23 protein-coding genes and 3 tRNA genes are annotated in these 25992 nt (G+C 65.4%); 16 read left to right on the top strand and 10 right to left on the bottom strand.

The features are described from left to right. Positions 1-153: 153 nt before the first annotated feature. Positions 154-238 (top strand) — tRNA-Leu (locus ACSQ3S_RS12970). A 51-nt stretch (positions 239-289) separates the two neighbouring features. Here the strand turns inward: ACSQ3S_RS12970 and ACSQ3S_RS12965 are convergent. Then, positions 290-1885 carry an ATP-binding protein gene (locus ACSQ3S_RS12965; protein ID WP_436142617.1) on the bottom strand — a complete coding sequence of 532 codons (1596 nt, stop codon included), beginning with the start codon at positions 1883-1885 and terminating at the stop codon, positions 290-292. 206 nt (positions 1886-2091) lie between these two features. On the opposite strand from ACSQ3S_RS12965, the gene ACSQ3S_RS12960 reads away from it, so the two are divergent. Both ACSQ3S_RS12960 and ACSQ3S_RS12955 read left to right on the top strand, forming a co-directional pair. Then, positions 2092-2176, top strand: a tRNA-Leu gene (locus tag ACSQ3S_RS12960). A 191-nt stretch (positions 2177-2367) separates the two neighbouring features. Next, a tRNA-Leu gene (locus ACSQ3S_RS12955) sits at positions 2368-2452 on the top strand. A gap of 56 nt (positions 2453-2508) precedes the next feature. Here ACSQ3S_RS12955 and ACSQ3S_RS12950 read toward each other — a convergent pair. Then, the gene (locus ACSQ3S_RS12950) at positions 2509-3357 is read right to left on the bottom strand and encodes an NmrA family NAD(P)-binding protein (protein WP_436142616.1); all 849 of its coding nucleotides are present in this window, start codon (positions 3355-3357) and stop codon (positions 2509-2511) included. A gap of 136 nt (positions 3358-3493) precedes the next feature. Between ACSQ3S_RS12950 and ACSQ3S_RS12945 the strand changes: the two genes are divergently transcribed. The 8 genes from ACSQ3S_RS12945 (at position 3494) to ACSQ3S_RS12910 (ending at position 12734) form a co-directional block, all read left to right on the top strand. Beyond that, positions 3494-3913, top strand: coding sequence for a winged helix-turn-helix transcriptional regulator (locus ACSQ3S_RS12945; RefSeq protein ID WP_436142615.1), 420 nt, complete (start codon positions 3494-3496; stop codon positions 3911-3913). Between the two features lie 99 nt (positions 3914-4012). Further along, positions 4013-6211, top strand: a complete 2199-nt coding sequence (locus ACSQ3S_RS12940) for an ATP-binding protein (protein ID WP_436142614.1) — start codon at positions 4013-4015, stop codon at positions 6209-6211. A gap of 92 nt (positions 6212-6303) precedes the next feature. Next, the gene (locus tag ACSQ3S_RS12935) at positions 6304-7461 is read left to right on the top strand and encodes a GGDEF domain-containing protein (RefSeq protein WP_436142613.1); all 1158 of its coding nucleotides are present in this window, start codon (positions 6304-6306) and stop codon (positions 7459-7461) included. Between the two features lie 3 nt (positions 7462-7464). Continuing rightward, on the top strand, positions 7465-7674 hold the full coding sequence (locus ACSQ3S_RS12930) for a hypothetical protein (RefSeq protein ID WP_176653953.1): 210 nt from the start codon (positions 7465-7467) through the stop codon (positions 7672-7674). A gap of 71 nt (positions 7675-7745) precedes the next feature. Continuing rightward, the gene (locus tag ACSQ3S_RS12925; protein ID WP_176653952.1) at positions 7746-8309 is read left to right on the top strand and encodes a phasin family protein; all 564 of its coding nucleotides are present in this window, start codon (positions 7746-7748) and stop codon (positions 8307-8309) included. A 120-nt stretch (positions 8310-8429) separates the two neighbouring features. After that, positions 8430-10070, top strand: a complete 1641-nt coding sequence (locus tag ACSQ3S_RS12920) for a VRR-NUC domain-containing protein (RefSeq protein ID WP_436142612.1) — start codon at positions 8430-8432, stop codon at positions 10068-10070. Further along, positions 10067-12388, top strand: coding sequence for a helicase C-terminal domain-containing protein (locus tag ACSQ3S_RS12915; RefSeq protein WP_436142611.1), 2322 nt, complete (start codon positions 10067-10069; stop codon positions 12386-12388). Before ACSQ3S_RS12920 ends, ACSQ3S_RS12915 begins: the two co-directional genes overlap by 4 nt. Positions 12389-12524: 136 nt before the next feature. Further along, positions 12525-12734, top strand: a complete 210-nt coding sequence (locus ACSQ3S_RS12910; RefSeq protein ID WP_176653949.1) for a hypothetical protein — start codon at positions 12525-12527, stop codon at positions 12732-12734. Between the two features lie 8 nt (positions 12735-12742). Here ACSQ3S_RS12910 and ACSQ3S_RS12905 read toward each other — a convergent pair whose 3' ends face one another. The 7 genes from ACSQ3S_RS12905 to trhA all read right to left on the bottom strand — a co-directional run bounded on the left by ACSQ3S_RS12905 (position 12743) and on the right by trhA (position 17638). Next, the gene (locus ACSQ3S_RS12905; RefSeq protein ID WP_436142610.1) at positions 12743-13480 is read right to left on the bottom strand and encodes a LytR/AlgR family response regulator transcription factor; all 738 of its coding nucleotides are present in this window, start codon (positions 13478-13480) and stop codon (positions 12743-12745) included. 3 nt (positions 13481-13483) lie between these two features. Further along, on the bottom strand, positions 13484-14563 hold the full coding sequence (locus tag ACSQ3S_RS12900) for a sensor histidine kinase (protein ID WP_176653947.1): 1080 nt from the start codon (positions 14561-14563) through the stop codon (positions 13484-13486). Positions 14564-14565: 2 nt separating this feature from the next. Then, positions 14566-15273, bottom strand: a complete 708-nt coding sequence (locus tag ACSQ3S_RS12895; RefSeq protein WP_176653946.1) for a LiaI-LiaF-like domain-containing protein — start codon at positions 15271-15273, stop codon at positions 14566-14568. Next, entirely contained in the window at positions 15270-15647 is a 378-nt protein-coding gene (locus ACSQ3S_RS12890) for a LiaF transmembrane domain-containing protein (RefSeq protein ID WP_176653945.1), read from the bottom strand. The genes ACSQ3S_RS12895 and ACSQ3S_RS12890 overlap by 4 nt, the downstream gene beginning before the upstream one ends. 146 nt (positions 15648-15793) lie before the next feature. Then, entirely contained in the window at positions 15794-15955 is a 162-nt protein-coding gene (locus ACSQ3S_RS12885) for a hypothetical protein (RefSeq protein ID WP_176653944.1), read from the bottom strand. Between the two features lie 170 nt (positions 15956-16125). Continuing rightward, the gene (locus ACSQ3S_RS12880) at positions 16126-17007 is read right to left on the bottom strand and encodes a LysR substrate-binding domain-containing protein (protein ID WP_436142609.1); all 882 of its coding nucleotides are present in this window, start codon (positions 17005-17007) and stop codon (positions 16126-16128) included. Positions 17008-17020: 13 nt separating this feature from the next. Beyond that, complete coding sequence (trhA, locus tag ACSQ3S_RS12875) at positions 17021-17638, bottom strand: PAQR family membrane homeostasis protein TrhA (RefSeq protein WP_436142608.1); 618 nt, start codon at positions 17636-17638, stop codon at positions 17021-17023. Between the two features lie 228 nt (positions 17639-17866). Here trhA and ACSQ3S_RS12870 point away from each other — a divergent pair, with 228 nt between their 5' ends. The 5 genes from ACSQ3S_RS12870 (at position 17867) to ACSQ3S_RS12850 (ending at position 24286) form a co-directional block, all read left to right on the top strand. Then, positions 17867-18253 (top strand): BlaI/MecI/CopY family transcriptional regulator, encoded by a 387-nt coding sequence (locus ACSQ3S_RS12870; protein ID WP_176653941.1) that lies wholly within the window; start codon positions 17867-17869, stop codon positions 18251-18253. Continuing rightward, positions 18250-19863, top strand: coding sequence for a peptidoglycan DD-metalloendopeptidase family protein (locus tag ACSQ3S_RS12865; protein WP_436142607.1), 1614 nt, complete (start codon positions 18250-18252; stop codon positions 19861-19863). Before ACSQ3S_RS12870 ends, ACSQ3S_RS12865 begins: the two co-directional genes overlap by 4 nt. Positions 19864-19866: 3 nt before the next feature. Further along, positions 19867-22002 carry a TonB-dependent receptor plug domain-containing protein gene (locus tag ACSQ3S_RS12860; protein ID WP_436142606.1) on the top strand — a complete coding sequence of 712 codons (2136 nt, stop codon included), beginning with the start codon at positions 19867-19869 and terminating at the stop codon, positions 22000-22002. A gap of 8 nt (positions 22003-22010) precedes the next feature. After that, the gene (locus tag ACSQ3S_RS12855) at positions 22011-23132 is read left to right on the top strand and encodes an acyltransferase family protein (RefSeq protein WP_436142605.1); all 1122 of its coding nucleotides are present in this window, start codon (positions 22011-22013) and stop codon (positions 23130-23132) included. A gap of 83 nt (positions 23133-23215) precedes the next feature. Then, positions 23216-24286 (top strand): patatin-like phospholipase family protein, encoded by a 1071-nt coding sequence (locus tag ACSQ3S_RS12850; RefSeq protein ID WP_436142604.1) that lies wholly within the window; start codon positions 23216-23218, stop codon positions 24284-24286. Positions 24287-24293: 7 nt separating this feature from the next. Here the strand turns inward: ACSQ3S_RS12850 and ACSQ3S_RS12845 are convergent, their stop codons facing one another. Next, on the bottom strand, positions 24294-25985 hold the full coding sequence (locus ACSQ3S_RS12845; protein ID WP_436142603.1) for an FAD-dependent oxidoreductase: 1692 nt from the start codon (positions 25983-25985) through the stop codon (positions 24294-24296). Between the last annotated feature and the right edge of the window lie 7 nt (positions 25986-25992).

The raw sequence follows: 25992 nt of genomic DNA, 5'->3' as shown, positions 1-25992 counted from the left end.
TGACAATGCTCAGGATTGCTCTATAATCTTGGTCTCTCGCAGCAGCAACGCGAGAATTGCTAGACAGGGTTGATGTGCAGTAAGGAATGAAAGTTCATCTGGCGCGAAACTCTCCCCGTCGTTATAATAGCAGAGTTGTTTAGAAGCATCAGTGCCCACGTGGCGGAATTGGTAGACGCGCATGGTTCAGGTCCATGTGCCGCAAGGTGTGGGGGTTCGAGTCCCTCCGTGGGCACCACAAAATTCCGCAAAAAGCCTCCATCGAGTTCATACGAGATGGAGGCTTTTTTCATTCCGTCCACTCCAGCTTGAGCTGGGCGCGGATCTCGCGCAGCAGCGCCTGCTCGTCGACCGGCTTGCTGAGGAAGGCATTGGCGCCGACCTCGAGCGAACGCTCCTCCTCCTCCATCGTCGAACTGGCCGAAATCATCAGCACCGGCGTGTGCGCCGTGCGCGCGTCCGCCCGCAGGCGGCGCATGGTTTCGATGCCGTCCATGTCCGGCATCATCATGTCCAGCAGCACCAGGTCGGGCACGCCTTGCTCCATCTGGCGCAAGGCGCTGACGCCGTTGTCGGCCTCCAGCATGCGGAAGTCCAGCGCGCCCAGCAGGTCGCGCATCAAGGCGCGGTTGGTCGCCACGTCGTCCACCACCAGGATGGTCTTGCGCGGCCCGGTGTAGCCGGTGGCGACGTGGCCGCCGCCTGCGCCGGCGCTCGGCGCATCGACCACCTGCAGCGGCACATCGAACCAGAAACGGCTGCCATGGCCGGGCTGGCTTTCCACCTTCAATTCGCCGCCCATCAGCTGCACCAGCTGGCGGCTGATCGCCAGCCCCAGGCCCGTGCCGCCGGCGCGGCGCGACGCATCGCCGACCTGCTCGAACGGCCGGAAAATCGCTTCGATATGGTCGTTGGCGATGCCGATGCCGTCGTCGCGCACTTCGAAGCGCAAGCAGGCCAGGTCCTTGGCCGCGCCGGCCTTGGGCGGCAGCGGCAGCACCCGCAGGCGCACCGCGCCGCGGTCGGTGAACTTGACGGCGTTGCCCAGCAAGTTCAACAACACCTGGCGCAGGCGCGTCTCGTCGACGCTGACCGCGACCGGCAGGCCGGCCACCAGCTCCAGTTCGAAGTGCAGGTGTTTTTGCTCGGCCCGCACGCGCATGATGTCGGCTACCACGGACAGCAGATCGCCCAGCGCCACCGGCTTCGGATGGAAGTCCATCTTGCCCGCCTCGACGCGCGACAAATCCAGCACGTCGTTAATCAGCGCCAGCAAATGCTGGCCGCCCTGCTGTATCGTGCTGATGCCGGTCTGCTGCGCCGCGCCCAGGGTTTTGTCGCGCTTGAGGATTTGGGTGTAGCCGAGAATGGCGTTGAGCGGCGTGCGCAACTCGTGGCTCATGGATGCGAGGAAGGCGCTCTTGGCGCGGTTGGCCACCTCGGCGCGCTCCATGGCGGCGCGCAGGTCGTCGTTGGCGCGCTGCAGCTCGGCGTTGACGGCGGCCAGCTGGCCCGGGCTCGGGATGCGCAGCGCCACCGGGATCAGCCGCACCAGCACGATGGCGGTGACCAGCGAGGCGACGGCGGTGATCGCCTTCAGTATCACCGACAGCCAGTAGTCGGGATGCCAGATCACCCAGATATCGGCCAGGTGCGTGCCGCCGCAGGCCAGGATGAAGACGCCGAAGGCGATGAACATCCAGTCGAACGGCATGTCGCGCCGCTTGCGGATGAAATAGAGCAGCGTGATGGGGATGGTCAGGTAAGCCAGCGCGATGATCGCGTCCGAGATGACGCTCATCCACAGGATGGAAGGTATCCACAAGAAGCAGTGGCCGTGCGGCATGAATCCCTGGCTACTGAACCAGTTGTTCAATATGTCCATTGCCTATCTCCGGTTGTATCAGGTGACGGGGCCAACATGAAGAGCTTACGAAAGCGTGAGCAAAGATGCAAACCACAAAAGATACAGTGTGCAATGCCTGGAGAGCAAGATTTTCTTTCTCTTCGCCCTTGACGGAGCCCTACGCCTACCGTATAGTTCTGGCCTCTGATGCAGAACACGCAGCAGAGAGTAGCAAGCAGTTCAGTGCCCACGTGGCGGAATTGGTAGACGCGCATGGTTCAGGTCCATGTGCCGCAAGGTGTGGGGGTTCGAGTCCCTCCGTGGGCACCACTCTACCGGATACGCAGAAAAGCCTCCATTAGCGGAAACGCGATGGGGGCTTTTTTCATTGTGGTTGCTTGCGCAAAAATGAAATAATTTCACAAAAGCACGAAAACACTATTGACGACCACACTGTCGTCCTTTAAGATTCGGGCCTCTGTTGCAGAACACGCGGCAGAAAGCAGCAAAGCAGTAACAGTGCCCACGTGGCGGAATTGGTAGACGCGCATGGTTCAGGTCCATGTGCCGCAAGGTGTGGGGGTTCGAGTCCCTCCGTGGGCACCACAGAATTCCGCAAGAAAGCCTCCATCGAGTTCATACGAGATGGAGGCTTTTTTCATTTACAGCGCCGCTTTGACGGCGTCCGCCAGCGAGATGGTCGGACGGCCGATCAGCTTGCCCAGCGTGCCGCTGCCGTCATACAGCGCGCCCCTGGCGGCCTGCGCATCCGAATCGGCGATCAGCTCGGCCAGCGGCGCCGGCAACCCAAAACCCAGCAGCATGTCGCGGTAATCCTGCTGCGGCAGGTTGTGGAACGGGATGCCCTTGCCCGACTGGCGCGACAGTTCCGCCGCCAGATCGCCCAAGGTGAACGCGGTATCGCCCGCCAGTTCATAGACCTGCTCGACCGCCTGCGTGGACGCCAGCACGGCGGCGGCCGCGTCGGCATAGTCGGCCCGCGCCGCCGCCGAGATCCTGCCCTCGCCCGCGCCGCCGGCCAGCGCGCCGTGCGCCAGCGCCGCGCCCAGGCCGCCGGTGTAGTTCTCCACGTACCAACCATTGCGCAGCAGGCTGTAGTTCAAGCCAGAGGCGCGCACCGCCGCCTCCGTTTGCCGGTGTTCTTCGGCCAGGCCCAGCGCCGACGTGTCGGCATGCAGCACGCTGGTGTAGGCCAGCAGGCCGGCCTTGGCGCGCACCGCCGCGGCTATCACGTTGCGGTGCTGCGCCACGCGCTGGCCCAGTTCGCTCGACGAGATCAGCAACACCTTGCCGGCGCCGGCGAAGGCCGCGTCCAGCGACGCCGGATCGCTGTAGTCGGCGCGGCGCACCTGCACGCCCAGCGCGGCCAGGTCGGCCCCCTTGGCGACGTCGCGCACGGCGGCGACGATCTGCGCGGCAGGAACGGTTTTCAACAGGCTGGCAATCACCAGACGACCCAGTTGGCCGGTAGCACCCGTAACGATAATCATGATGTAGTCCTCTTGGTTGGCTGCCGCGGGGAGGTTTCCGCGCGGTTGAAACCATCATAAACGCTGTACTTACGAATTGTAAGTACGTACAATTTGGTAAGTACCCCCATCTACCCTCGCCCCAACGGAAACCGCCATGAGCCAGCCTAAAACCAGCAAATCCCTGCGCAACACCCTTGCCGCCGGCGTCGGCGCCCAGCGCGGCCAGCTGATGGCGGCGGACTGCCCGTCGCGGCTGGTCCTGGGCCACATCACCAGCCGTTGGGGCGTGCTGGTGCTGGTGGTGCTGCTGGACGGCACGCACCGCTTCAGCCAGTTGCGGCGGGCGGTCGGCGGCGTCAGCGAGAAAATGCTGGCGCAGACGCTGGAGGCGCTGGCCGTCGACGGCCTGGTGCTGCGCGTGGCGCATCAGGTGGTGCCGCCGCACGTCGAGTACAGCCTGACGCCGCTGGGGCGCGAGGCGGCCGAGCGGCTCGAGGTGCTGGTCGACTGGATCGAGGACAATTTCCCCCTGATCAAGCAGGCGCAGGAGGCAAATGCGCGGCAGGCGGCATGATCGGGCAGAAACGGCCGAATCGCGGCATAATCGCTTGACCGGGCATCGCCATCCTGTGAAACTGGTCCCTATTCGCCTATGGAATGCCCATCCCAGCCCATGATGCAGCCTTCACCCTCGGATCAGCCTCAACTCGTGCTCATCGTCACCAACTCGGCCTATGACCTGGCGACGCTCAGGCCCATGCTGAGTGGCCACGGTTTGCGGGCGGAGGTGGTCGGCCGCGGCGACGAAGCGCTGGCGCTGGCCGCGCAAGGCGGTGTCGCGCTGGCCTTGCTCGATGCGGCGCTGGCCGGCAGCGCCCGGCTGGAACTGTGCCAGCGCCTCAAGCAGATCTGCGGCGACGGGCTGCCGGTGTTCCTGCTGTCCGGCATGCCCGATAGCGAGGAACGCGAGCAAGCCGCCGAAGCCGGCGCGGCCGCCTACCTGCCGCTGTCCTTCCCGGCCGACGACATGGCCGAAAAAATCCTGCTGCAACTGGGCCGGGTCAAGCCGGCGCCGCTCAAGCGCAACGCGCCGACCATGGCCACGCTGGAGGTCAACTACCACAACATGCTGGCCGGCTCGCCCGACGCCGTCGTGCTGATGCAGCGTGGCACCAACCTGATCCTGGACGTCAACCGCAGCACCCGCACGCTGTTCGGCATGACCGAGACCGAGCTGGTGCAAACCGACCTGCTGTCGCTGTGCCCGTCGTTGCAGCCGGACGGACAGTCTTCCGCCACGGTGCTTGACGCCATGGTCGAGCAGGTGATGGCCGGCGCGGTGCAGGTGTTCGAACTGACGATGCGCCACAGCTCCGGCAGGCAGCTGGCGTGCGAGCTGCGCATGGTGCCGCTGAACACGCCCGACTTCCGCCTGATGCACGTGCGCATCGTCGATGTCAGCAGCCGCAAGCTGGCCGAGGAACTACGCGACGGCAAGAACGCCTTGCTGGAAATGATCGCCCGCGGCGCGCCGCTGAACGAGACGCTGGAGAAGCTGATGCTGCTGGTGGAATCGCAGGCGCCGCCGGTGCTGTGCAGCGTGATGCTGCTGGCGGACGACGGCACGACCATGCTGTCGGCCGCCGGCCCCAGCCTGCCGCCGGATTATCTGCAGGCCATCCACGGCGCGCAGATCGGCCCCACGGTCGGCTCCTGCGGCACCGCGATCTTCCGCAAGGAAACGGTGGTGGTCAGCGACATCATGAACGATCCGCTGTGGGCGCCGTACGAGGAGCTGGCCGCGCAATACGGCCTGCGCGCCTGCTGGTCCACGCCCATCCTGCTCGACAAGAGCACGGTGCTGGGCAGCTTCGCCATGTACTACCGCGAAACGCGCAGCCCGACCGACGAGGACCGCAGCCTGATCAAGGCCGCCACGCACATGGCCGGCATCGCCATCGCCAGCACCCGGCGCGAGGCCGAGCTGCGGCGCCATCGCGAGCACCTGGAAGAGCTGGTGCAGGCGCGTACCGCCGAACTGCAGCGCACCAAGGACGAGGCCGAGCATGCCAACGAGGAGCTGACCACGGCGCTGTCCAACCTCAGCATGACGCAGGAGGAACTGGTGCGGCGCGACAAGCTGGCGGCGCTGGGCGCGCTGGTGGCGGGCGTGGCGCACGAGCTGAACACGCCGATCGGCAACAGCCTGACGATGGCCAGCAGCATGAGCGAGCGCACCGCAGAACTGCGGCACGACCTGGAGGGCGGCTTGCGGCGCTCGGTGCTGGCGGCCTATCTGGATCAGGCGGCGGCAGCCGACGAGGTGGTGCTGCGCAACCTCAACCGCGCCGCCGCGCTGGTGGCCGGTTTCAAGCGCATCGCGGTCGACAGCGCCAGCTCGCAGCGCAGCCGCTTCGTGCTGGGCGACCTGGTGGCGAAACTGCTGCAAGCCATGCAGGGCGAGGTCAGGCAGCATGGACTGGAACTGGTGGAGGACATCGAGCACTGGCTGGAACTGGACAGCTATCCCGGCCCGCTGGAGCAGGCGCTGGGCAACCTGATCGAAAACAGCATCGTGCACGGCTTCAACGGGCTGACGCAGGGCGCCATCACGGTGCGCGCCCAGGACGCCGGCAACGGCGAGATCGCCATCACCGTCAGCGACAACGGCGCCGGCATTCCCGCCGCCCATCTGCCGCGCATCTACGACCCCTTCTTCACCACCCGGCTCGGCTCGGGCGGCTCGGGGCTGGGCTTGTACGTCACGCACAACATCGTCACCGGCGTGCTCGGCGGGCGCATCGAAGTCGCCAGCACGCCGGTGCTGGGCACCAGCTTTACCATGCGCCTGCCCAAGGTCGCCCCGCTCTGAAGGCCGGTCAAATATTTTCCTATACGCAATTGTTGCAGTCGTATAATGAACGCTACCAGACCGGCAGCCAGCCGGCATAGCGGAGACCAGCCTTGCATTCACGATCTGCCCCATCGCAGAAGTCGGAAGTGGCGGCCTTGCGTTGCGAGTATCGCGATGCCAGGACCGAGAAGGCGTTCCTGCGCCATCACCTGGCCATGACCCAGGCGCAGTTGCGCGTGACCTTCCTGTTTTGTTCGTTGTTCTATCTGAGTTTTGCCGTCACCGACGTGATCTGGGTCGGCTACGGCGGCCGCACGCTGCTGCTGGTCGGCGCGCGCCTGATGGTGGCGGCCACCGCGCTCGGCAGCCTGATGCTGCTGCGGCGCTATCCGCGTTCGATCTACATCACGAGGATGGTGGCCAGCCTGGTGGAAACGGCCGGCGCCGCCGGCTTTTTGCTGATCGCCGCGTTGCGGCCGAACGAGTTTTCGCTGCACTCGATTTCGATGTCCATCGTCATCACCGTGATCTACATCTACATCCCGAACCGGCTGCTGTACGCCGGCGCGATCGCGCTGCCGGCCACCGCCGGCTTCGTCGCCCTGGCCGCGCTGCTGGGCAATCTGCGCACCGCCGAACTGGCGACGATGGCGGCGCTGCTGACCATGGCCAACCTGTTCGGCTACGTCGCCGCGCGGCGCTACCAGATGCTGCTGCGCGACGAATACAGCGCGCAGACGGTGCTGAAAAACCTGTCGGTGCGCGATCCGCTGACGGGCTGCTACAACCGCCGCCACCTGCACAACCAGCTGCTGGAAACGGAAATCTCGCGGGCCCAGCGCTACCGGCTGAGCCTGACCGTCATCATGTGCGACCTGGATCACTTCAAGGCCGTCAACGACACCTACGGCCACCACGGCGGCGACGCGGTGCTGCAGCGCTTCGCCACGCTGCTGCAATCGATGACGCGCGACAGCGTCGACAGCGTGGTGCGCTACGGCGGCGAAGAGTTCCTGCTGATCCTGCCGGAAACCGACCTGGCCGGCGGCGAGCTGCTGGCCGAGCGCCTGCGCCAGGCGCTGGCCGCCGCGCCGGTCGAGCACGACGGACGCCGGATCGCCGTCACGGCCAGCTTCGGCGTGGCCAGCGTGGACTTCGCCAGCGCCCCGCACACCGCTCACCTCAACATGATCGCAGCCGCCGACGATTTGCTGTACGCTGCAAAAAACGGCGGCCGCAACCGCGTCTGCGTGCGACAACTTGCTTGAATCATGAGAAAAATCAAACACTCCGCGATGTGCGCCCTGCTGCTGGGCCTGTCTTGTGCCAACCTGAGCGCGGGCCCCGCGCCCTGGTACAAGTGGCGCAGCAAGATAGACGGCTACCTCAGCTGTTCACAAACGCCGCTGGGGCCGGGCTGGGAAAAGGACTCCGGCCCCTACAAAGATAGCCGTTGCGAAAAGCTGGTTATTGCTAAATAATGGGGCTGCAACAACAGGGGGAACCCCGGGGCATCATCAGCTACATCCCATCGTCATCATGAGGAGACTGTATGTTTACAAATCCCGAACAATTTGCCAACGCCACCAAAGCACTGTTTGAGTTTCAGCTTGAAACCTTTAATGCCCTGACCAACAAAGCCGTGCAAGGGGTCGAGCAAGTCGTCGCCCTGAACATGGCCACCGCCAAATCCAGCCTTGAAGACGGCCTCGCCGCCGGCAAGGAAATCAGCCAGACCGCCGATCCGAAAGCCGCCATGAGCCTGGCCGCCGCCAAAGTGCAGCCCGGCATGGCCGGCGCCGCGGCCTACAACCAGCAGCTGGGCGTGATCATCGCCGAGATCCGCGAAGAATTCACCCGTGCCGCCGACGCCCACATGACCGAAGCCAAAAGCACGCTGAGCGCGCTGATCTACGACGTGACCAAGAACGTGCGTCCCGGCTCGGAAAACGCGGTGGAGATCGTTAAGAAAGCGATCGACAACGCCTTCACCGGCTACGAACAAGTGACCAAGGCCACCAAGCAGGCGGTGGAAGCGGTGGAAACCCAGATCGCCAAGGCCAGCGCGCTGGTCGAGCAAACCACGCCCAAGGCCGCCAAGGCCGCGAAAAAATAAGCGCAGCAAGCTCCCCCATCAGCCAGGCCTGCGCGCCTGGCTTTTTTATTTTGCTGGGCAAGCACGGCGGAACACGATACACTGTACATAAACACAGTTAATCGCCCGCAACTCCCCGCAATGATCAAAGTTCTTGAAAATCCGTTGTATTACCTGGATAACTTCCAGCGAGTACTGACGTGGATAGGCGACCGCTACGACGATCTGCTGACCGCCGAGGAACGCGATTTCATCACCTCCTTCCCCACGCTGCCGCAAGCCTCGCGCGCGCTGTTCGTGCGCATGGTCATGCGCAAAGGCACGGTGTTCCGCGCCAGCAAACTGGTGTACGCGGAAATCGGCAGCACGCACGAGGCCGCCCGTCCGCTGGCGACGCTCGGCCTGATCGAGGAAGATCCGCTGGTCGATCTGAACCAGCTGTTCGACCTGCTGCAAAAGCCGGAGATCGGCAAGATCTTCCAGCTGGCGCCGCACGTCAAGCACCTGCGCAAGGCCGAGCAGCTGGAAGCGCTGCGCGCACACTTCGACGGCGAACACCGCTTCTCCGGCTGGTACCAAGGCTCGGGCGATCACGCCTACCGCAACCTGATGCAGGAACTGTGCGACCGCCTGCGCCTTATCTTCTTCGGCAACTACCACCAGGACTGGACCGAGTTCGTGCTGTCCGACCTCGGCATCTACCAGTACGAAAAAGTGGAGTTTTCGCCAGCCGCGCGCGGCTTCCGCAACCGCCGCGACATCGACGATTTCCTGGCATTGCACCGCTGCCACGAACGCTTCATCGAAGGCGACGATCCGACCGCCGTCATCGCCGCCCTGCCGTCCTGCCCGGACGACAACGAATGGCTGCGCAGCCGCCGCGACAAGCTGACCTTCCAGATTGCCCAGCATCTGGAAAAACTGGCCGACTGGAAGGCCGCGCACGCGCTGTATGCCGGCTGCAACTATCCCGGCGCCCGCGCCCGCGCGGTGCGCGTGCTGGAAAAGGACGAGCAGCCGCGCGCCGCCTTCGAGCTGCTGCAGACGGCGCTGGAGCAGCCGGAAAGCCCGGCCGAACAACAGCAGCTGCTGCGCATGGCGCCGCGCCTGGCGCGCAAGCTGGGCCACGCCAAGCCGCCGCCGGCGACCGCCGCGCAGGCGCTGCGCATCGACCTCAGCCTGCCGCCGCCGGCCGAGCCGAACTACGTCGAATTCGTCGTGCGCGACCACCTGACGCGCGCCGACGCGCCGGTCTACTACGTGGAAAACTCGCTGATCAATTCGCTGTTCGGCCTGCTCTGCTGGGACGCCGTGTTCTGCCCCATCCCCGGCGCGTTCTTCCATCCCTACCATCGCGGTCCGGCCGACCTGCACAGCGCCGACTTCCAGCGCCGCCGCGCGCAGCAGTTCGCGGCGGCGCTGGCGCAGCTGGACGGCGAACAGTACCGGGCCACCATCCTGGCCAACTACGCCGCCAAGGCAGGCATCCAGTCACCCTTCCTGTACTGGGACGCGATCGACGAGGAATTGCTGGCCCTGGCGCTGGACTGCATCCCGGCGCTGCACCTGCGGCGCGCCTTCGAGCGCATCCTCGAGGACATCAAGGCCAACCGCAGCGGCTTCCCGGACCTGATCCAGTTCTGGCCGGCCGAGCGCCGCTACAACATGATCGAAGTGAAAGGCCCCGGCGACCGCCTGCAGGACAACCAGCTGCGCTGGATCGCCTATTGCGCCGCGCACGAGATGCCGGTGTCGGTCTGCTATCTGCAGTGGGCGGCATGACGCAGTCCGCCCGCTACACCGTCGCCGTGCGCGCGCTGTGCGAGTTCACTGCCAAGACCGGCGACCTCGACCTGCGCTTCACGCCGTCGCCCACCGCGCAGGAAGGCATCGCCGGCCACGCGGTCGTGGCCTCGCGCCGCGACAACGATTACCAGACCGAGGTCGCATTGAGCGGAGAATGCGGCCCGCTGCGGGTGCGCGGCCGCGCCGACGGCTACGACATCCGCGCCAACCGGCTGGAGGAAATCAAGACCTATCGCGGCGACCTGAAGAAGATGCCGGACAACCAGCGCGCGCTGCACTGGGCACAGCTGAAGGTCTACGGCCACCTGCTGTGCCAGGACCAGGGACTGCAGAAGGTCAACCTGGCGTTGGTCTACTTCGATATCGGCAGCCAGAAGGAAACCCTGCTGCACGAAGAGCACACGGCGGCCGGCCTGCGGGCCTTTTTCGAACATCAGTGCGGCCTGTTCCTCGACTGGGCACAACAGGAGATGGCGCACCGCGCCGAACGCGACCTGCAGCTGAAGGCGATGCGCTTCCCCCATGCCGATTTCCGTCCCGGCCAGCGCCAGCTGGCGGAGGCCATGTACAAGGCCAGCAACCGCGGCGTATGCCTGCTGGCGCAAGCGCCCACCGGCATCGGCAAGACCGTCGGCAGCCTGTTCCCGATGCTCAAGGCCAGCGCCGAACACGGCGTCGACAAGGTGTTCTTCCTGGCCGCGAAAACCTCCGGCCGCCAGATGGCGCTGGACGCGGTCGACGTGATCCGCAGCGGCGCGCCGCTGCTGCCCTTGCGCACGCTGGAGATGGCGTCCAAGACCAGCGCCTGCGTCAACCCGGACAAGGCCTGCCACGGCGAGTCCTGCCCGCTGGCCAAGGGCTTCTACGACCGCCTGCCGGCCGCGCGCCAGGCCGCGCTGGACATCATGCGGCCGCCGGCCGAAGGCAACGGCCCCTTCCTCGCGCTGGACCGCGACACGCTGCGCGCCGTGGCGCTGGCGCACGAGGTGTGCCCGTACTACCTGAGCAGCGAACTGGCGCGCTGGTGCGACATCGTCATCGGCGACTATAACTATTACTTCGACATCAGCGCCATGCTGCACAGCCTGACCTTGCTCAACGACTGGAAGGTCAACGTGCTGGTGGACGAGGCACACAACATGGTCTCGCGCGCGCGCAAGATGTATTCGGCCGACATGGAGCACGCCGGCCTGCGCCTGCTGCGCAAGGCGGTGCCGGAGGAATTGAAAAAGCCGCTGGACCGCGTGCACCGCCAGTGGAACCAGCTGGAAAAAGACCAGTCCGCCGAATACCAGTCCTACGCCACGCTGCCGGAAAAATTCATGGGCGCGCTGCAGACGGCGGCCACCGCCATCTCCGACTACATGGCCGACCATCCCAGCTACGTCGACGCCGACCTGCAGAACTTTTACTTCAACGCGCTGCTGTTCGCGCGGCTGGCGGAAACCTTCGGCGAGCACGCGCTGTTCGATATCGAGAAATCCGAAGGCGCGCGTGCCAGCCACAGCAATTCGGTGCTGTGCATCCGCAACATCGTGCCGGCGCCGTACCTGAAGCCGCGCTTTGAAAGCACCCATGCCACGGCGCTGTTCTCGGCCACGCTCAGTCCCTGGAACTACTTCGGCGACATGCTCGGCATGCCGGACACCACGGCCTGGGTCGACGTCGAATCGCCCTTCGTGGCGGAGCAGCTGTCGGTGCAGGTGGCCGCGCACATCTCGACGCGCTACCAGCACCGCCAGCAGTCGCTGCGGCCGATCGCCGAGCTGATGGGCGCGCAGTACCAGCGCCAGCCGGGCAACTACCTGGCCTTCTTCAGCAGCTTCGACTACATGGAAAAGGCCGCCAATCAGTTCGCCGAGCATCATCCGCAGGTGCCGGTGTGGCGCCAGTCGCGCCGCATGGATGAGGCCGAACGCGCGCAATTCCTGTCCCGCTTCACGCTCGACAGCGAGGGCATAGGCTTCGCCGTGCTGGGCGGCTCCTTCGGCGAAGGCGTCGATTTGCCGGGCGCGCGGCTGATCGGCGCCTTTGTCGCCACGCTGGGGCTGCCGCAGATCAACCCGGTCAACGAGCAGATCCGCCAGCGCATGGACGCCATCTTCGGCGCCGGCTACGACTACACCTACACCTTCCCCGGCATGCAGAAGGTGGTGCAGGCGGCCGGCCGCGTGATCCGCACCCAGTCCGACCGCGGCACCGTCTACCTGATCGACGACCGCTTCGGCCGGCCCGAAATCCAGCAGCTGATGCCGGCCTGGTGGCGCATTGAATCGAACGGCGCCAGACGATAGCAATATGCAATGGAGTGCCGGCGGCATGTCTGGTATATTGAAATCGACCAGCTTCAAAGCGCCCCACCTTCGCGCGACCCGACTGTTTATCACCTCACCTCAGCGCCGTGAGCTCTTAGTTTGTAAGGATGCTCCTATGCGCCCCCGAGAAAATGCTCGCCTCGCGGCAGCGATTCAACATGCCATAGTTATCGATGCCGTCGAAGGCGCCGCCCATGCATGGGCTTATCTGTCGACCCATGCCGTCTCCCAAGCCACCATATTGCGGGTACTGTCCGGCGACGGCGCGCGCCGCGCCTCCGACGTCAAGGTGGCCCACCAGGCCCAGGCAGACGGCCAGAAATAGCCGTCGTCCTACTGTAGGACATCGCGGATCTTCTGGTAGCCGCTGCGGCTGACCGGGATCCTGCTGCCGTCCTTGAGGATGGCCACGTGGCTGTCCTTGGTGGCCTGCTCGATGCGGTCGACGCAGGCGATGTTGACGACGTAGGATCGGTGGATGCGCAGGAACTGGCCGGCGTCGAGCTGCCCCTCCAGCTCCGTCAGGCGCTGGTTCTTCAGATAGGATTTCCCCTCCGAGCGGATCTGCACGTAGTCGTCCTGCGCTTCGATGACCTCGATTTTCTCGCTGTTGATGACGTGGACCTTGGCGCCGTCGCGTATCAGCACGCGGCCCAGCGGCTTGTTGCGGCCGGCCGCCTCGCGCACCATGTTCTCCACCGCAGCATCGCCCGCCCCCTTACCCAGATTGGCGCGCGCATGCGCCAGCGCCTGGTCGAAGCGCTGCTGGCTGAACGGCTTGAGCAGATAGTCGAGCGCGTGGAACTCGAACGCCTTGATCGCATACTGGTCGAACGCGGTGGCGAAGATGTAGCGGGTCTTGCCGCCCGCCAGTTCGGCCACTTCGAAGCCGTCCAGCTTGGGCATCTGGATGTCGAGGAACACCAGGTCCGGCGCCAGCTCGGTGATCGCCTTGACGGCCTCGAAGCCGTTGGCGCATTCAGCCACCACCTCCACGTCGGGATGCTCGGCCAGGTATTCGCGCACCACGCCGCGCGCCAGCATTTCATCGTCCACGATAATGACACGCATGCTCTATTCTCCGTCTTCGCTTGTTTGCGCGGGCATTGCGATCTCCACGCCAAAGCTGTTTTCCTTGCGGCCCCAATGGATGCTGGCCTCGTGTTTATAAGCGCCGGACAAACGCTGGCGCACGTTGGTCAGGCCGATGCCATGGCCGCTGGCTGGCGCCGACGGCATGTCCTCGTCCACCGGGTTGTCGACGCGGATATGCAGCACCGATCCGGCGCGCCGCGCGCTGACGCGGATGGTGCCGCCGTCCGTCATATTGCAGATGCCGTGCTTGACGGCGTTCTCCACCAGCGGCTGGATGATCATCGGCGGCACCAGGCAGGCGGCGGCCTCGTCCTCCACCGCCTCTTCCACCTGCAGCCGGGCGCCGAAGCGCACCTGCTCGATGGCGAGGAAGTGCCGTATCAGCACCATCTCCTCGCCCAGCGTGACTTTTTTATGCGCCTCCATGCCCAGGCTCTGGCGGAAGAAGCTGGCCAGTTCCAGCGTCATGCGGCGGGCCGCCTTCGGGTCCTGCGAGGTCAGCGCACTGATGGAATTGAGGCTGTTGAACAGGAAGTGCGGATCGATCTGCGTGCGCAGCATGCGCAGCTCGGCCTCCTGCGCCATCAGCAGCGATTCAAGCTCGCGCTGCTCGGCGCTCTTGGCGCGCAGGAATTCGATCACCAGGTAATGCACCGCCGCCGCAAAGCCGTACAGCAGTATGCCCAGGCCGACGATCAGCGCCGACAGGTGCGGGCTGAGTTCTATGCCGGCCCATGCCGTTCCCAGCGTCAGGCAGGCGCCGTTCCACACGCGCCCAACCACCAGCCACAGGAAACCCGACACCACCGCCGCCACCGTCAGCACCAGCGCGATCGCGCCGGGCCGGCGGCTGCCGAGCGGATAGGCGCGGCACAGATAGTAGGCCGAGTAGCCGGCGGCGAAGGCGTACACCAGGTTCATCGGAATCGCGAACAGCATCGCGTTGCCGGCCGGCGCATCGCTGGCCAGCGAAATCACGCCGCCCAGCGCGATGCCCAGGAACAGCCACACCGTCAGGTAGATGACGGTGCCGCGCCGGCTGGAGGAAATCTCCTGCATGCCTAGTTACGCACTTCCAGGCCGCCCATGATGGCGTAGCCGCGCACGATCAGGCGCTTGTCCGGCGTGGTCGGCGGCACCGTCTTTTCCTCGAAGCCGCCCATGATGGGTGTGCCCTGCAGGACCACGGTCCAGTCGATAGGCACCTTGATGGTGACGCCGCCGAACATCGAGAACACGTTCAGCACCGCCTCGCCATTGATCGAGCTTTGGCGCAGATCGAGTTCACAACCGCCCATCAGCGCGGTGATCTCGCCGCCGCGGAAATCCGGCGTCGTGATGCGCCGCTTGAAACCGCCCATGACGGCCGTGATGTTGATGACGCTGTCGTCGCTGGTTTTTTCCAGCGGGCTGTTGAACTGCTCCAGCAGCGAACGCCCGTTGGTGGACTTGAACACCACCGACAGGCCGGCGGCGATCAGCAGCAAGGGCCACAGCGAGCGCCAGCCGATGGAAATCAGCCCGGTCTCGTTCAGCAGGATCACGCTGCCGACCAGTATCAGCGCGCCGCCGACGATGGCGCCGGCGGTGGTGCGGGTCTGCACCACTTTCAGCACGCCGAAGAAGATCAGCGCGGTCGGCCACAGGTGCAGCGTGAAGTCGATATCCAGCCAACCCAGGTTATCGAGCAGGAACACCATGCCGACAGCGACCACGAACAGGCCGACGATCATCTGCGACGCGGGAGTTTTTTGGCGTTTCGAGCTCATTTCGGCTCCTTGGTCGAAGGGAAGATATTGTCCAGCAAAGGCCGCAGCAGCATGCCCAGGCCACAGGCCACCACCAGCGCCGGCCAGGTTTCGCCGAAGCCCAGGCCCCAGATGTGGTTGAACGACACATACCACCAGCCGGCGAAGAAAATCTCCCACAGGCCGTTGAGGAAGTAGCGCGGCGTGGTCGGCGGAATGATCTTGGTGATGCCGCTGATGACCAGCAACCATGGCCACCAGCGCCAGAAGCTCAGCGGGTTGAAATCCAGTTCGATGATGCCGGCGCGGTCCAGCAGCAGCACGCAGCCGGCGGCGATCAGCGCCGTGCCCCAGACTATCTGTTGGCGCCAGCGGTATGCGGTGTAAATACTCATGTCAGTCCCCCAAGTCGGTATGGATAGCACAATACCGGGGAACGGCTGGCGGGGAAATGGCTATTCGGCGAACGGCGGAAAAGGACCGGTCAATGGCGAAAAAAACTCACGCCGGGGGTGCGTGAGTCGTGTCGGCGAGGCTCAGCTCAGGAGCGGCCGCCGTTGCTGACCTTCTGTTCGAACATCATCATGCCCCAGCCGAGCTGGCGCCGGATTTCTTCCGGCGTAGGCGGCGGCTTGACTTCATGCGACCGGCGTTCCAGGTAGGCGCGCACCAGATATTTTGATGGATGAGTAGTCTGCGACATGATGGCCTCCCAGTAGCGGCAACATCGTTGTTGGTGCCGGTACTTGAGGCTACCGGCTTACCTGCTGCCGAGCGCCTCTTGTATATCTTGTATGAGGCACTCCAAGCATGCAAGGCCAGTGTAGCGCCGCGGCCGAGCGCTCTCTGTACGGAGCCGCACACTCCCGCTGATCAGAGTTTTTGCTGCAGGAATTCGAGAAAACAGCTGATCCGCTGCGCCAGCTGGGTGTTGCGGTAGTAGACCGCGTGGATCTGCTGGCAGTAGCCGGTGTAGCTCGGTTCCAGCACCTTGACCAGCCGGCCCGCCTCGATGTCGGCGCGGGTCATGAAATCCGCCAGGCAGACGATGCCCTGCCCCGTCAGCGCCAGCTGGCGCAGCGTCTCGCCGCTGGACGCGGAAATCGACGGCGTGATCGGCAGGCTGTTGCCGCCGCTGTGGCGCAGCGGCCAGTTGTTGCCCTGCTCGTATTGGGCAAAGCCGATCAGCGAATGGCGCGCCAGGTCTTCCGGCGTGTCCGGCGTGCCGTGGCGGCGCAAATACTCGGGACTGGCCAGCACGTACAGCGGGCTGGAACTGAGCGCGCGCGCATGCAAGGTCGAATCGGTCAGCGCGCCGATGCGGATGGCGATGTCGGTGCGGTGCTCGATCAGGTCGGCGATCTGGTCGTTGCTGCTCAACTCCAGCCGGATCTCCGGATACATCGCGCGGAACTCGGCCATGTGCGGCACCACGCAATGCAGCATGAACGGCGAGGCCGCGTCCACGCACAGGCGGCCGGCCGGCTTCTGGCGGCGGATGCGGATGGTCTCTTCGGCTTCTTCCATGGCGCCGAGGATGGCGCGCGCGCGCTCGAGGAACAGATGCCCCTCTTCGGTCAGCTCCATGCGGCGCGTGGTGCGCGTCAACAGCGAGGTGGCCAGCTTGTCCTCCAGCCGCGACAAGGCGCGGCTGACGCCGGAGGTGGTCTGGCCCAGGTGGACCGACGCGGCGCTCAGCGTGCCGCTGTCGATCACCGTGATGAAGGTTTTCAGATCGTCTGAATTAATATCCACTGCTGCTCCGTTGTTACGCCACGTACAGCAGCACCGCGCCGAAATGGCAGGCGCTGCCGCCTAGTACAAACAAGTGCCAGACACCGTGGCCATAACGCCACTTGTGGTCGGTGACAAAAAAGGCGATGCCCACGGTGTACACCACGCCGCCGGCGGCCAGCCAGCCGAAACCAGCCCAGCCCAGCGCATCGATCAGCGGACTGGCGCCGATCACGGCCACCCAGCCCATCGCCACGTAGATCAGCAACGACAGCACCCGCGCGCCCTTGGCAAACCATATCTCCTGCAGGATGCCGATCAGCGCCAGGCCCCATACCACGCCGAACAGCGACCAGCCCCACGGCCCGCGTAGGCTCACCAGCGTGAACGGCGTGTAGCTGCCGGCGATCAGCAGGTAGATGGCGCAGTAGTCCATCTGCCGCAGCACGTCCTTGGCGCGGCCGCGCAGACTGTGATACAGCGTCGACGTCAGGTACAGCCCAAACAAGGTGGCCGCGTAAATGCTGAAGCTGACCACTTTCCAGGGATCGCCCGTGCGGGCGGCCAGCACGATCAGCAGCGTGCCGCCGATCGCGGCCAGGGCGGCGCCCACCGTGTGCGTGATGCTGTTGAAGCGCTCTCCGTAATACATATGTGTTTCCAATGCCGAGGTGGCGGCGGCGGAATAGCCACGGCCCCGAGCATTGTATAGCGCATCGCATAACGGTGCCGCGCACCGGTACATAAATGGCAATTAGCAAAAACTTAATCGTAACATATAAAGAATTAATTAAATGCAATGTTACAAATTTTACGTTTCCGGCTTGACTCTGTGCGACACATGTCGCACAATCTCCCCATTGGTCGCAGAAAGGTAAATATGTCCCCTATTCCATCCGTCAGCGAATTGACGATACTCAAGGCGCTGTGGAAACAGCAGCCGCTGAGCGCGCGCGAGGTTCACGAAGCCGTCGCCGGCGAGCTCGAATGGTCGTTCTCTTCCACCCGCAAGACGCTGGACCGCATGCTGGAAAAGCAGATGGTCGGCCAGCACACGGCGCACGGCGTGAACGTGTACAGCGCGCTGCTGGAAAAAGTCGGCACGCTGGCCGCCTTTGCGCATGATTTCGGCCGCCGCGTGATGGAGATCGACGCACCGCTGCCGGTGACCATGTTCACCGGCAGCAAGCTGGTCGACCAGCAGGAGCTGGCGCAGCTGGAGCAGATGCTGCAGCAGTGGCCATCGGACGAGGCCGGCAAGCCATGATGCCGGCCTATGTGGCGATGTTCAAATGGCTGGCGGCCAGCGCCGCTTGCGTGGCGACGGGATTGCTGGCGTGGGCGCTGCTGACGGCCGCGCTGCGCCGCTGGCCCGCCCTGCTGCCGCGCCGCGCGCTGTGGCTGGCCGCGCAAGGCGTGACCGCCGGCGCCGCGCTGCTGGCCTTCGTGCCGCACGCCGCGCAGCTTGGCATTGCGCCTACCGTCACCTTGAGCGAGCCGACGGCCGTGGCCCGCCAGCCGTCAATCCGTACCGTCACGCCGGGCGGCACACCGCTGTCCGCCGCCTCGCCGTCATCTACCTCACCGTCATCCGCTTCCGCCGGCGAGCGAAGCGACGACACCGGCGACACCAACGACATCAAACCGCCGCCGCCGGCACTCATCCTGGCGGCGCTTTGGTCCTTGATCTACGCATGCGGGCTGGCCCGGGCGCTGCTCCGGCTGCTGCAGGCCCGCCGCCTGTGGCGCCAGTTGTTGGCAAGCGCCGAGCGGCTGTCTCCGCAGGACTTGCTGGCCCACGGCGCCTTCAGCGCAAGCCAGCTGGCCGATATCGCCCGCCACCGGCTGGCGGTGATGGAAACCGGCGCCGCCATCTCCCCCATGCTGGTCGGCGTGCGCCGCCCGCTGTTGCTACTGCCGCGCCATCTGCGCGATTTCAGCGCCGAGCAGCAGCACATGATCATCGCCCACGAACTGCATCACTGGCGGGCGCGCGATCCGCTGTGCCTCGGCATATCGACAGTGCTGCAAACCGTATTCTGGTTCAACCCAGCGCTGCGCTGGATGCACGCCAGGATGGAGTGGGCGCTGGAGCTGACCTGCGACCAGCAGGTGCTGGCCGGACGTCCGCAGCAGCAACGCAAGCAGTACGCACAAGCCCTGCTGCTGCAGTGGAAGACGCAAACCGCAACCTTGCCGGCGGCAGGCGTGGCATTTGGCGGCATTGACGGCGCCACCGCCGCCGCGCGCATCCGGCACATGCAGCAGAGCGCATTGCCAGCGCTGAGCCGCGCCGCCGTCTGCGGCGTATCCGTATCGTTGGCTGCGCTGCTGGCGGCCGGCGTCATGCTGCAGCCTGTGCTGGCGGTCACCTCCCCCCAGCCGGCAGCCATCGTCGTCCAGACGGCGCCGTTTGCGGACAGCGGCGAAACCGCGTGGCGCTACCCGCTCGACAAGATGCACGTCAGCGGCTTCTTCGGCGTAACGCGCACCGTATCGGTCAGGCCGCACACGGGCATCGACATCGCCGCGCCGGTCAACACGCCGGTCCACGCGTCGGCGGCGGGTGTGGTGATCGCAGCCGGACCGCTGGCCGAAAACGATGGGCGTTATGGCACAACCGTCATCATCGACCACGGTACGCAACGTTCGCTGTACGCGCACTTGAGCAGCGTGGCCGTCAAAGCCGGCACCCGCGTCGAAGCGGGCCAGTTGATCGGCGCGGTCGGCGAAAGCGGCTTCGCCACCGGTCCGCATCTGCACTTCGAAATCCGCCAGGGCGAACAGGCCATCGACCCCGCCACCAGGCTCGCCAACCTGGATGCCCACGCCACCAAACGCGCGCTGAAAATCCGCCGACAACAACTAGGTTCCTGAACTATGCAGATTCACCATTTTGCCGGCAGTGCGCTGCTGGCGGTGGGCGCTTGCGCCTACGCTTCCGACAACGACGCGCCGGAACCGCCGCAGGTCAAGGTCACCGCCGCCCGCGCCGACCAGCGCCAGCGCGAGACCACCACCAACATCGTCGTCAACCACGACGACATCATCCGCCAGGGCGACCAGACGCTGGCCGACGTGTTGAAACGCCTGCCAGGCATCAGCATCTCCGGCGTGCCCGGCCAGGGCGGCGCGATCAGCATGCGCGGCCTGGGCAATGGCTATACGCAGATCATGCTGAACGGCGAGCCTGTCGCAGCGGGCTTTTCGCTCGATTCGGTGGCGCCCGAGATGATCGAGCGTATCGAGATCATGCGCAGCACCACGGCGGAATTCAGCAACGCCGCGGTGGCCGGCGCGATCAACATCATCCTCAAGAAAACCGTCAAGCGCGGCCAGCGATCGCTGAGCGCCAGCGTCGCCAGGCAGGCCGGCGCCACCACGCCGACGCTGTCCGCCACCTTGTCGGACCAGGATGGCGACTTTTCGTACAGCGTCGCCGCCACGTTGACGCGCAAGCGCAACGCTGCGTCGTCGGCCGACTGGGAGGAACAGCGCAACACGGCCGGCGAAACCATCCTGCTGCGCCGCACGCCGCAAACCGAATCCGGCCTCACCGATGCGCTGACCATCGCGCCGCGCCTGAACTGGACCTTGGACGGCGGCGATACGCTGACGTGGCTGGGCTTCGCCAACCTGCGCCGGGTCGGGATCCAGCGCCGTGCCGATGAAACGGCGTTGATTGGTGAGCACAGCGAATATCCGCACAACGTCTCCGACTTCGCCGCCAACTTCAGCATGCTGCGCAGCGACTTGAACTGGACGCACCTGCTGGCCAGCGGCGCCAGGCTGGAAACGAAGCTGGGCCTGAGCAGCAACCGCCGCAGCGGCACCTTCGACTTCATCGGCCAGGACAGCGACCTGCAACCGGCTGGACGCCATCATGTCGACTCCGGGCCGTCCGAAACCAGCATCACCGCCAGCGGCACGTATCGCCACCCGGTCGGCGAACGGCACGCCATCGCGCTGGGCTGGGACGCCAGCCATGCGGCCCGCAGCGAGGACCGCAGCGAAACCCTGTTCGGCCCGGACGGCGTGCAAACCGGCGCCAACAACGCCGACTACCGCGCCACCGTCAATCGCATCGCCTTGTTCGCGCAGGACGAATGGCAGGTCACGGAGCGCTACTCGCTCTATCTGGGCCTGCGCCATGAACGGCTGGACACCGCCAGCCGCGCCACCGCCGCCAATGCGCCGGATGCGCTCAGCTCACGCTCGCAGGTCTGGAGTCCGTCGCTGCAATCGCGCTACCAGCTGCCGAACAAGGACCTGCTGCGGCTGGCCATCAGCCGTACCTACAAGGCGCCGCCGTTGTCCAAGCTGGTCCCGCGCCGCTACACCAACGACAACAACAATAACCAGACCAATCCCGATGAACAGGGCAATCCCTACCTGCGGCCGGAACTGGCATGGGGATTGGATGCGGCATATGAACACTATCTGGGCGAAGGTGCGCTGGTCAGCATCAGCACCTATGTGCGGCGCATCCGCGACGTGACGCTGACGCGCCTGTTCCAGCAGGACGGCGAGTGGGTCGAGTCGCCGTTCAACCAGGGCAACGCCAGCGTGCACGGGCTGGAGCTGGAGGCAAAACTCCCGCTGTCGCCCGCGCTGGACCTGCGCGCCAATCTCTCCCGCAACTGGTCCAGTGTGGACAGCGTGCAGGGGCCGAACAACCTCCTGGAGAACCAGATGCCGTTCACGGCCAACCTTGGCGCCGACTATCGCCTGCCCGGCGCGGCGCTCACCGTCGGCGGAAGCTTGAACTACCAGGCGGGCGGCCCGGTACGGCAATCGCCGTTGCTGGAAATCGGCGGCAGCCCGAAACGGGAGCTGGACCTGTACGCGCTGTGGAAGATGAATGCGAAGACGCAGCTGCGCCTCTCGGCCAGCAACCTGCTGCGCCAGCAAGCCAGCGAGTTCCACGACTATCGCGACGCCGACGGCCGCCGCTACCGCGTCACGCAGACGCCAAGCTATGCCACACTACGCATCCTGATGGAGCATCAATTTTGAACGAATCAATGAGAAACAAACATATCGACGCCCTGCGCGGCGTCGCCATATTGTGCGTGCTGGTGCTGCACTTTACGCTGGCCTACGGCTTGAAAAACAGCCCGCTGGGCGACCTGCTGCCAGCCTGGCTGCTGCGCGCGGCTTACCAGGGCAACTTCGGCGTAACGATGTTCTTTACCGTTTCCGGTTACCTGATCACATCGACGTCGCTGCGGCGCTGGGGCGACCTGGCGAACATCGATATCCGTACATTCTATTTATACCGTTTCGCGCGCATCATGCCCTGCCTGCTGCTGGCGTTGGCGATCATCGTGCCGCTTGGGCTGATGGACCTGCCGTTCTTTTCCAATTCGGACGGCGGCGTGCACCGGCCGGCCAGCTACTTCGTCGTCGCGGCGGGATCGGTGCTGACGTTCTGGCATAACCAGCTGATGCAAACGGCCGGCTACTTCAACTACTGCCTGAACGTGTACTGGTCGCTGTCGGTGGAAGAGGTGTTTTACCTGCTGCTGCCGGTATTGTGCCTGTTGTTGCGCAGGCAGTGGCTGATCGTGCTGCTGTGCTGTGCCGCCATCGTGGCGGGACCGATCTACCGCAGCCAGCATACCGACAACGAAATCTTCTTCATGTATGGCTATCTGGCCTGCTTCGACGCCATCGCCTTCGGCTGCCTGACCGCACTGTTGGCGCACGGTACGCGACCCAATGCCCGACAAGGCACGGCGCTGCGCTGGATCGGCGGCATCGCGCTGGCGGCGCTGTATTTGCGGGGTATCGAGGGACACGAGGTATGGGGCTTCACGCAGGTGGCGATGGCCAGCGCTGCTTTCCTGTTCGGAAGCGCGGCGCAGCCTGGCAGCGCCACCGTCTCGCGCGCTCCGCGCATCGCCCCGCTGCGCTGGTTCGGCCAGCACAGCTACGAGATCTACCTGTTCCACATCGTCGTGCTGGCGGCGATGCGCAACGTGGCGACCAAGGCCAGCCTGAGCTACGCCGCCAGGCTGCCGTGGCTGCTGCTGTTCCTCGGCCTGACGGCGCTGGTAGCCGCCCTCGTCGCCCGCTACGTCTCCGAACCCGCCAACGCGGCACTGCGCCGCCAACAGCGACGGCAGCCATATTTGCAAGGCTAGATCCCTTGCTGTGGTATGGTTTCGCTATGACGCAAGCACAAATTCAATCTTCGCAACAATCGTATAAACCGTATAAACGCTGCATGGTGCTGGGTGGAGGCGGGTTCCGGTTCGGCATCTACATCGGCATGTATGCCGCGCTGCGGCAGGGCGGGCGCGCGCCCGACGTGCTGCTGGCCAGCTGCGGCGGTGCGATCGCCGCCACCATCATCCACAACCTGCCGGATCCGGAGCAGCAACGGGCCTGGCTGTCTTCGCCGGAGATGTACAGCTTCTGGTGCAGCCTGAAATCGACCCGGCGCGCGGCGCTGATCGGCAGCCTGGCGCGCGCCGCCAAGCGTAAGTTGTCGACGGCGCGGGCGCCGGTGATTCCGGACCTGTTCAGCGACTACCTGTTCGAGATTCCAGCGCAGCTGCCCTTCCCGCCAGCCACCGGCACACCGGAGGTGGACGTCGCCATCATCGGCGGCAAGCTGCTGTTCGACGAATCGGAAGTGGGCCAGCCGCGCGGCCAGCGCAAGCTGTATGCGGAAACCGTGTTTTGCGGCGAACGCGCCGCCGCCCAGCTGCGGGGCATGGACTCTCCGCTCAGCGACGCCCGCTGGGGCGACCATGCCGTCGCGCGCGAGCTGCTGGTCGACGGCACCGTGCCGATCACCGTCGCCGCCCGCATCTCCATCGCCGACATGATCTACTTCCGCTGCGCGCAATACCAGGGCCAGGAATATATCGGCGGCGTGCTGGACCTGTTCCCGGTCGAAATCGCCCGCCGTCTCGGCACGGAAGTCGTCATGGAATTCAAGGAAGCTTTCGACCAGGTATTCTCGATTCCCGCCTGGCGCACCGTGCTGGGGGTGGACGGCAACGCGCGCCTGCGCTACGCCAACACGCACCTGGCCGACATGCGCATCGATTCGTCGGACGTGTCGGTGGTGCTGGAGAAGCAGCAGCTGCAGCAGAAGCTGGACTGGCGCCGCAACCGCATCGAACTGGCCATGCCGCCGAGCTACGAGACCTTTGTGCAGCACATGACCGACCAGTGGCAATTCGGGTATGACCGCGCAAGCGAGGCGCTGGACCGGCCGGCGCGCCAGCATCCGCCGGTCCGCCGCGCCCACCGCCACAGCAAGCCGCTGCGCAGCATAGAACCTTAACTTAACGCTAGTCCGACGCCAGCACCTGGTGCAGCGACTGCACCGCCGCCGAACCTTCGCCGACAGCGGCGGCCACGCGCTTGACCGAGCCGCTGCGCACGTCGCCGACGGCAAAGATGCGCGGCCGGCTGGTCTCCAGGAAGTGCGGACTGCGCTCCAGCGGCCACGAGGACGACCCCGATACCTGCGGCCCGGTCAGCACGAAGTTCTTGTCGTCGAGGTCGACGCAATCGCCCAGCCACGCGGTGCTCGGCTCGGCGCCGAGGAACAGGAACAGGTGGCGCGCCGGCGCGGTCTTGACCTCGCCGCCGGCCGGCTGCCAGCTGATGCGTTCCAGCCGGTCCTCGCCCTGCAGCTCGACGATCTGCTTGCGGGTATGCAGCGTGATGTTAGGCGCCGCCTCGATGCGCTGGATCAGGTAGCGCGACATGCTGGCGGCCAGGCCGTCGGCGCGCACCACGATGTGCACGTGCTTGGCGTGGCCGGCCAGGAACACCGCCGCCTGTCCGGCCGAATTGCCACCGCCGACGATCACCACTTCCTCGTTGGCGCAGAACGTCGCTTCCATGAAGGACGCGCTGTAATAGACGCCGCGCCCCTCGAAGCGCTCCAGCCCCGGCAGGTCCGGCTTGCGGTAGCGGGCGCCGGTGGCGATGACGATCGATCGCGCGCGCAAACGCTCGCCGCTGTCGATGGCGATTTCGAAATCCGGGCCTTCGCAGTTGACGGAGCTGACCTTGACCGGCACCGCCACCTCGGCGCCGAACTTGCGCGCCTGCGACAGCCCGCGACCGGCCAGCGCCTGGCCGGACACGCCGGTCGGGAAGCCGAAATAGTTTTCGATCTTGGAGCTGGAACCGGCCTGGCCGCCCGGCGCCTTGGCGTCCAGCACGGCCACGCTCAAGCCTTCGGAAGCCGCGTACACGGCCGCCGCCAGGCCCGCCGGGCCGGCGCCGACCACCACCAGGTCGAAGCTGCGGCCGTCGATGTTGTCGGAGCTGAGGCCGATGCTGTCGGCCACCTGGCGCAGCGTCGGCTGGCGCAGCACGTCGCCGGACGGCGTGACCACGGCCGGGATATCGGCTTCGGTGACGCCGAAGCGCTCCATCAGCGCCGCCGTTTCGTCGTGCAGTTCGACGTCGAAGTAGGCGGCCGGCTGGCCGTTGCGGGTAAGGAAGTGGCGCAGGATCAGCGTCGCCTGCGAATGGCGCGCGCCAAACACCACCACGCCGCCGGTCTGGTCCTGCATGTAGGCGACGCGGCGCAGGATGTAGGCGCGCATGATGGTCTCGCTCAGCGCCGCTTCCGAGATCACCAGCGTGCGCAGGGCTTCCTCGGGGATGACGATCAATTCGCTGTCGCTCTTCACGCGGCCGGTGGCGACGGCGGCGCGGCCCGCCAGCGTGCCGATCTCGCCGGTGAACATGCCGGGACCGTGGTTGCCGATGACGGTCGAGCCGAGCGCCGAGCCGCGCTCGATTTCGATCGAGCCGGAAATGATGACGTACATCGAGATGTGGCGGTCGCCCTGGCGGAACAGGATGTCGCCGGCGCGGAAGCTGCGGCGTTCGCCGTAGCGGCTGAGCAGCTCGAATTCGCTTTCGCTCAGCGTGGGGAATATCTGGTGGCGGCGGTTGCCGATGTCCGATGATGCGAGATGAGGGCTGGCGCTATTGCCGCTCCCTGGGTTCTGTTCCATGCCGTGT

Source organism: Duganella sp. LjRoot269, from assembly GCF_964254095.1.
Taxonomy (GTDB): domain Bacteria; phylum Pseudomonadota; class Gammaproteobacteria; order Burkholderiales; family Burkholderiaceae_D; genus Rugamonas; species Rugamonas hordei.
Note: the sequence above shows the minus strand (reverse complement) of the source record. Positions and strands in the feature narration are given on the sequence as shown.

What these genes read in the sequence shown, in the direction of transcription:
- ACSQ3S_RS12965 (WP_436142617.1), bottom strand. Translation starts at nt 1,885, where the DNA reads ATGGACATATTGAACAACTGGTTCAGTAGCCAGGGATTCATGCCGCAC.
- ACSQ3S_RS12950 (WP_436142616.1), bottom strand. Translation starts at nt 3,357, where the DNA reads ATGATTATCGTTACGGGTGCTACCGGCCAACTGGGTCGTCTGGTGATT.
- ACSQ3S_RS12945 (WP_436142615.1), top strand. Translation starts at nt 3,494, where the DNA reads ATGAGCCAGCCTAAAACCAGCAAATCCCTGCGCAACACCCTTGCCGCC.
- ACSQ3S_RS12940 (WP_436142614.1), top strand. Translation starts at nt 4,013, where the DNA reads ATGATGCAGCCTTCACCCTCGGATCAGCCTCAACTCGTGCTCATCGTC.
- ACSQ3S_RS12930 (WP_176653953.1), top strand. Translation starts at nt 7,465, where the DNA reads ATGAGAAAAATCAAACACTCCGCGATGTGCGCCCTGCTGCTGGGCCTG.
- ACSQ3S_RS12925 (WP_176653952.1), top strand. Translation starts at nt 7,746, where the DNA reads ATGTTTACAAATCCCGAACAATTTGCCAACGCCACCAAAGCACTGTTT.
- ACSQ3S_RS12920 (WP_436142612.1), top strand. Translation starts at nt 8,430, where the DNA reads ATGATCAAAGTTCTTGAAAATCCGTTGTATTACCTGGATAACTTCCAG.
- ACSQ3S_RS12915 (WP_436142611.1), top strand. Translation starts at nt 10,067, where the DNA reads ATGACGCAGTCCGCCCGCTACACCGTCGCCGTGCGCGCGCTGTGCGAG.
- ACSQ3S_RS12910 (WP_176653949.1), top strand. Translation starts at nt 12,525, where the DNA reads ATGCGCCCCCGAGAAAATGCTCGCCTCGCGGCAGCGATTCAACATGCC.
- ACSQ3S_RS12905 (WP_436142610.1), bottom strand. Translation starts at nt 13,480, where the DNA reads ATGCGTGTCATTATCGTGGACGATGAAATGCTGGCGCGCGGCGTGGTG.
- ACSQ3S_RS12900 (WP_176653947.1), bottom strand. Translation starts at nt 14,563, where the DNA reads ATGCAGGAGATTTCCTCCAGCCGGCGCGGCACCGTCATCTACCTGACG.
- ACSQ3S_RS12895 (WP_176653946.1), bottom strand. Translation starts at nt 15,273, where the DNA reads ATGAGCTCGAAACGCCAAAAAACTCCCGCGTCGCAGATGATCGTCGGC.
- ACSQ3S_RS12890 (WP_176653945.1), bottom strand. Translation starts at nt 15,647, where the DNA reads ATGAGTATTTACACCGCATACCGCTGGCGCCAACAGATAGTCTGGGGC.
- ACSQ3S_RS12885 (WP_176653944.1), bottom strand. Translation starts at nt 15,955, where the DNA reads ATGTCGCAGACTACTCATCCATCAAAATATCTGGTGCGCGCCTACCTG.
- trhA (WP_436142608.1), bottom strand. Translation starts at nt 17,638, where the DNA reads ATGTATTACGGAGAGCGCTTCAACAGCATCACGCACACGGTGGGCGCC.
- ACSQ3S_RS12870 (WP_176653941.1), top strand. Translation starts at nt 17,867, where the DNA reads ATGTCCCCTATTCCATCCGTCAGCGAATTGACGATACTCAAGGCGCTG.
- ACSQ3S_RS12865 (WP_436142607.1), top strand. Translation starts at nt 18,250, where the DNA reads ATGATGCCGGCCTATGTGGCGATGTTCAAATGGCTGGCGGCCAGCGCC.
- ACSQ3S_RS12860 (WP_436142606.1), top strand. Translation starts at nt 19,867, where the DNA reads ATGCAGATTCACCATTTTGCCGGCAGTGCGCTGCTGGCGGTGGGCGCT.
- ACSQ3S_RS12855 (WP_436142605.1), top strand. Translation starts at nt 22,011, where the DNA reads ATGAGAAACAAACATATCGACGCCCTGCGCGGCGTCGCCATATTGTGC.
- ACSQ3S_RS12850 (WP_436142604.1), top strand. Translation starts at nt 23,216, where the DNA reads ATGGTGCTGGGTGGAGGCGGGTTCCGGTTCGGCATCTACATCGGCATG.
- ACSQ3S_RS12845 (WP_436142603.1), bottom strand. Translation starts at nt 25,985, where the DNA reads ATGGAACAGAACCCAGGGAGCGGCAATAGCGCCAGCCCTCATCTCGCA.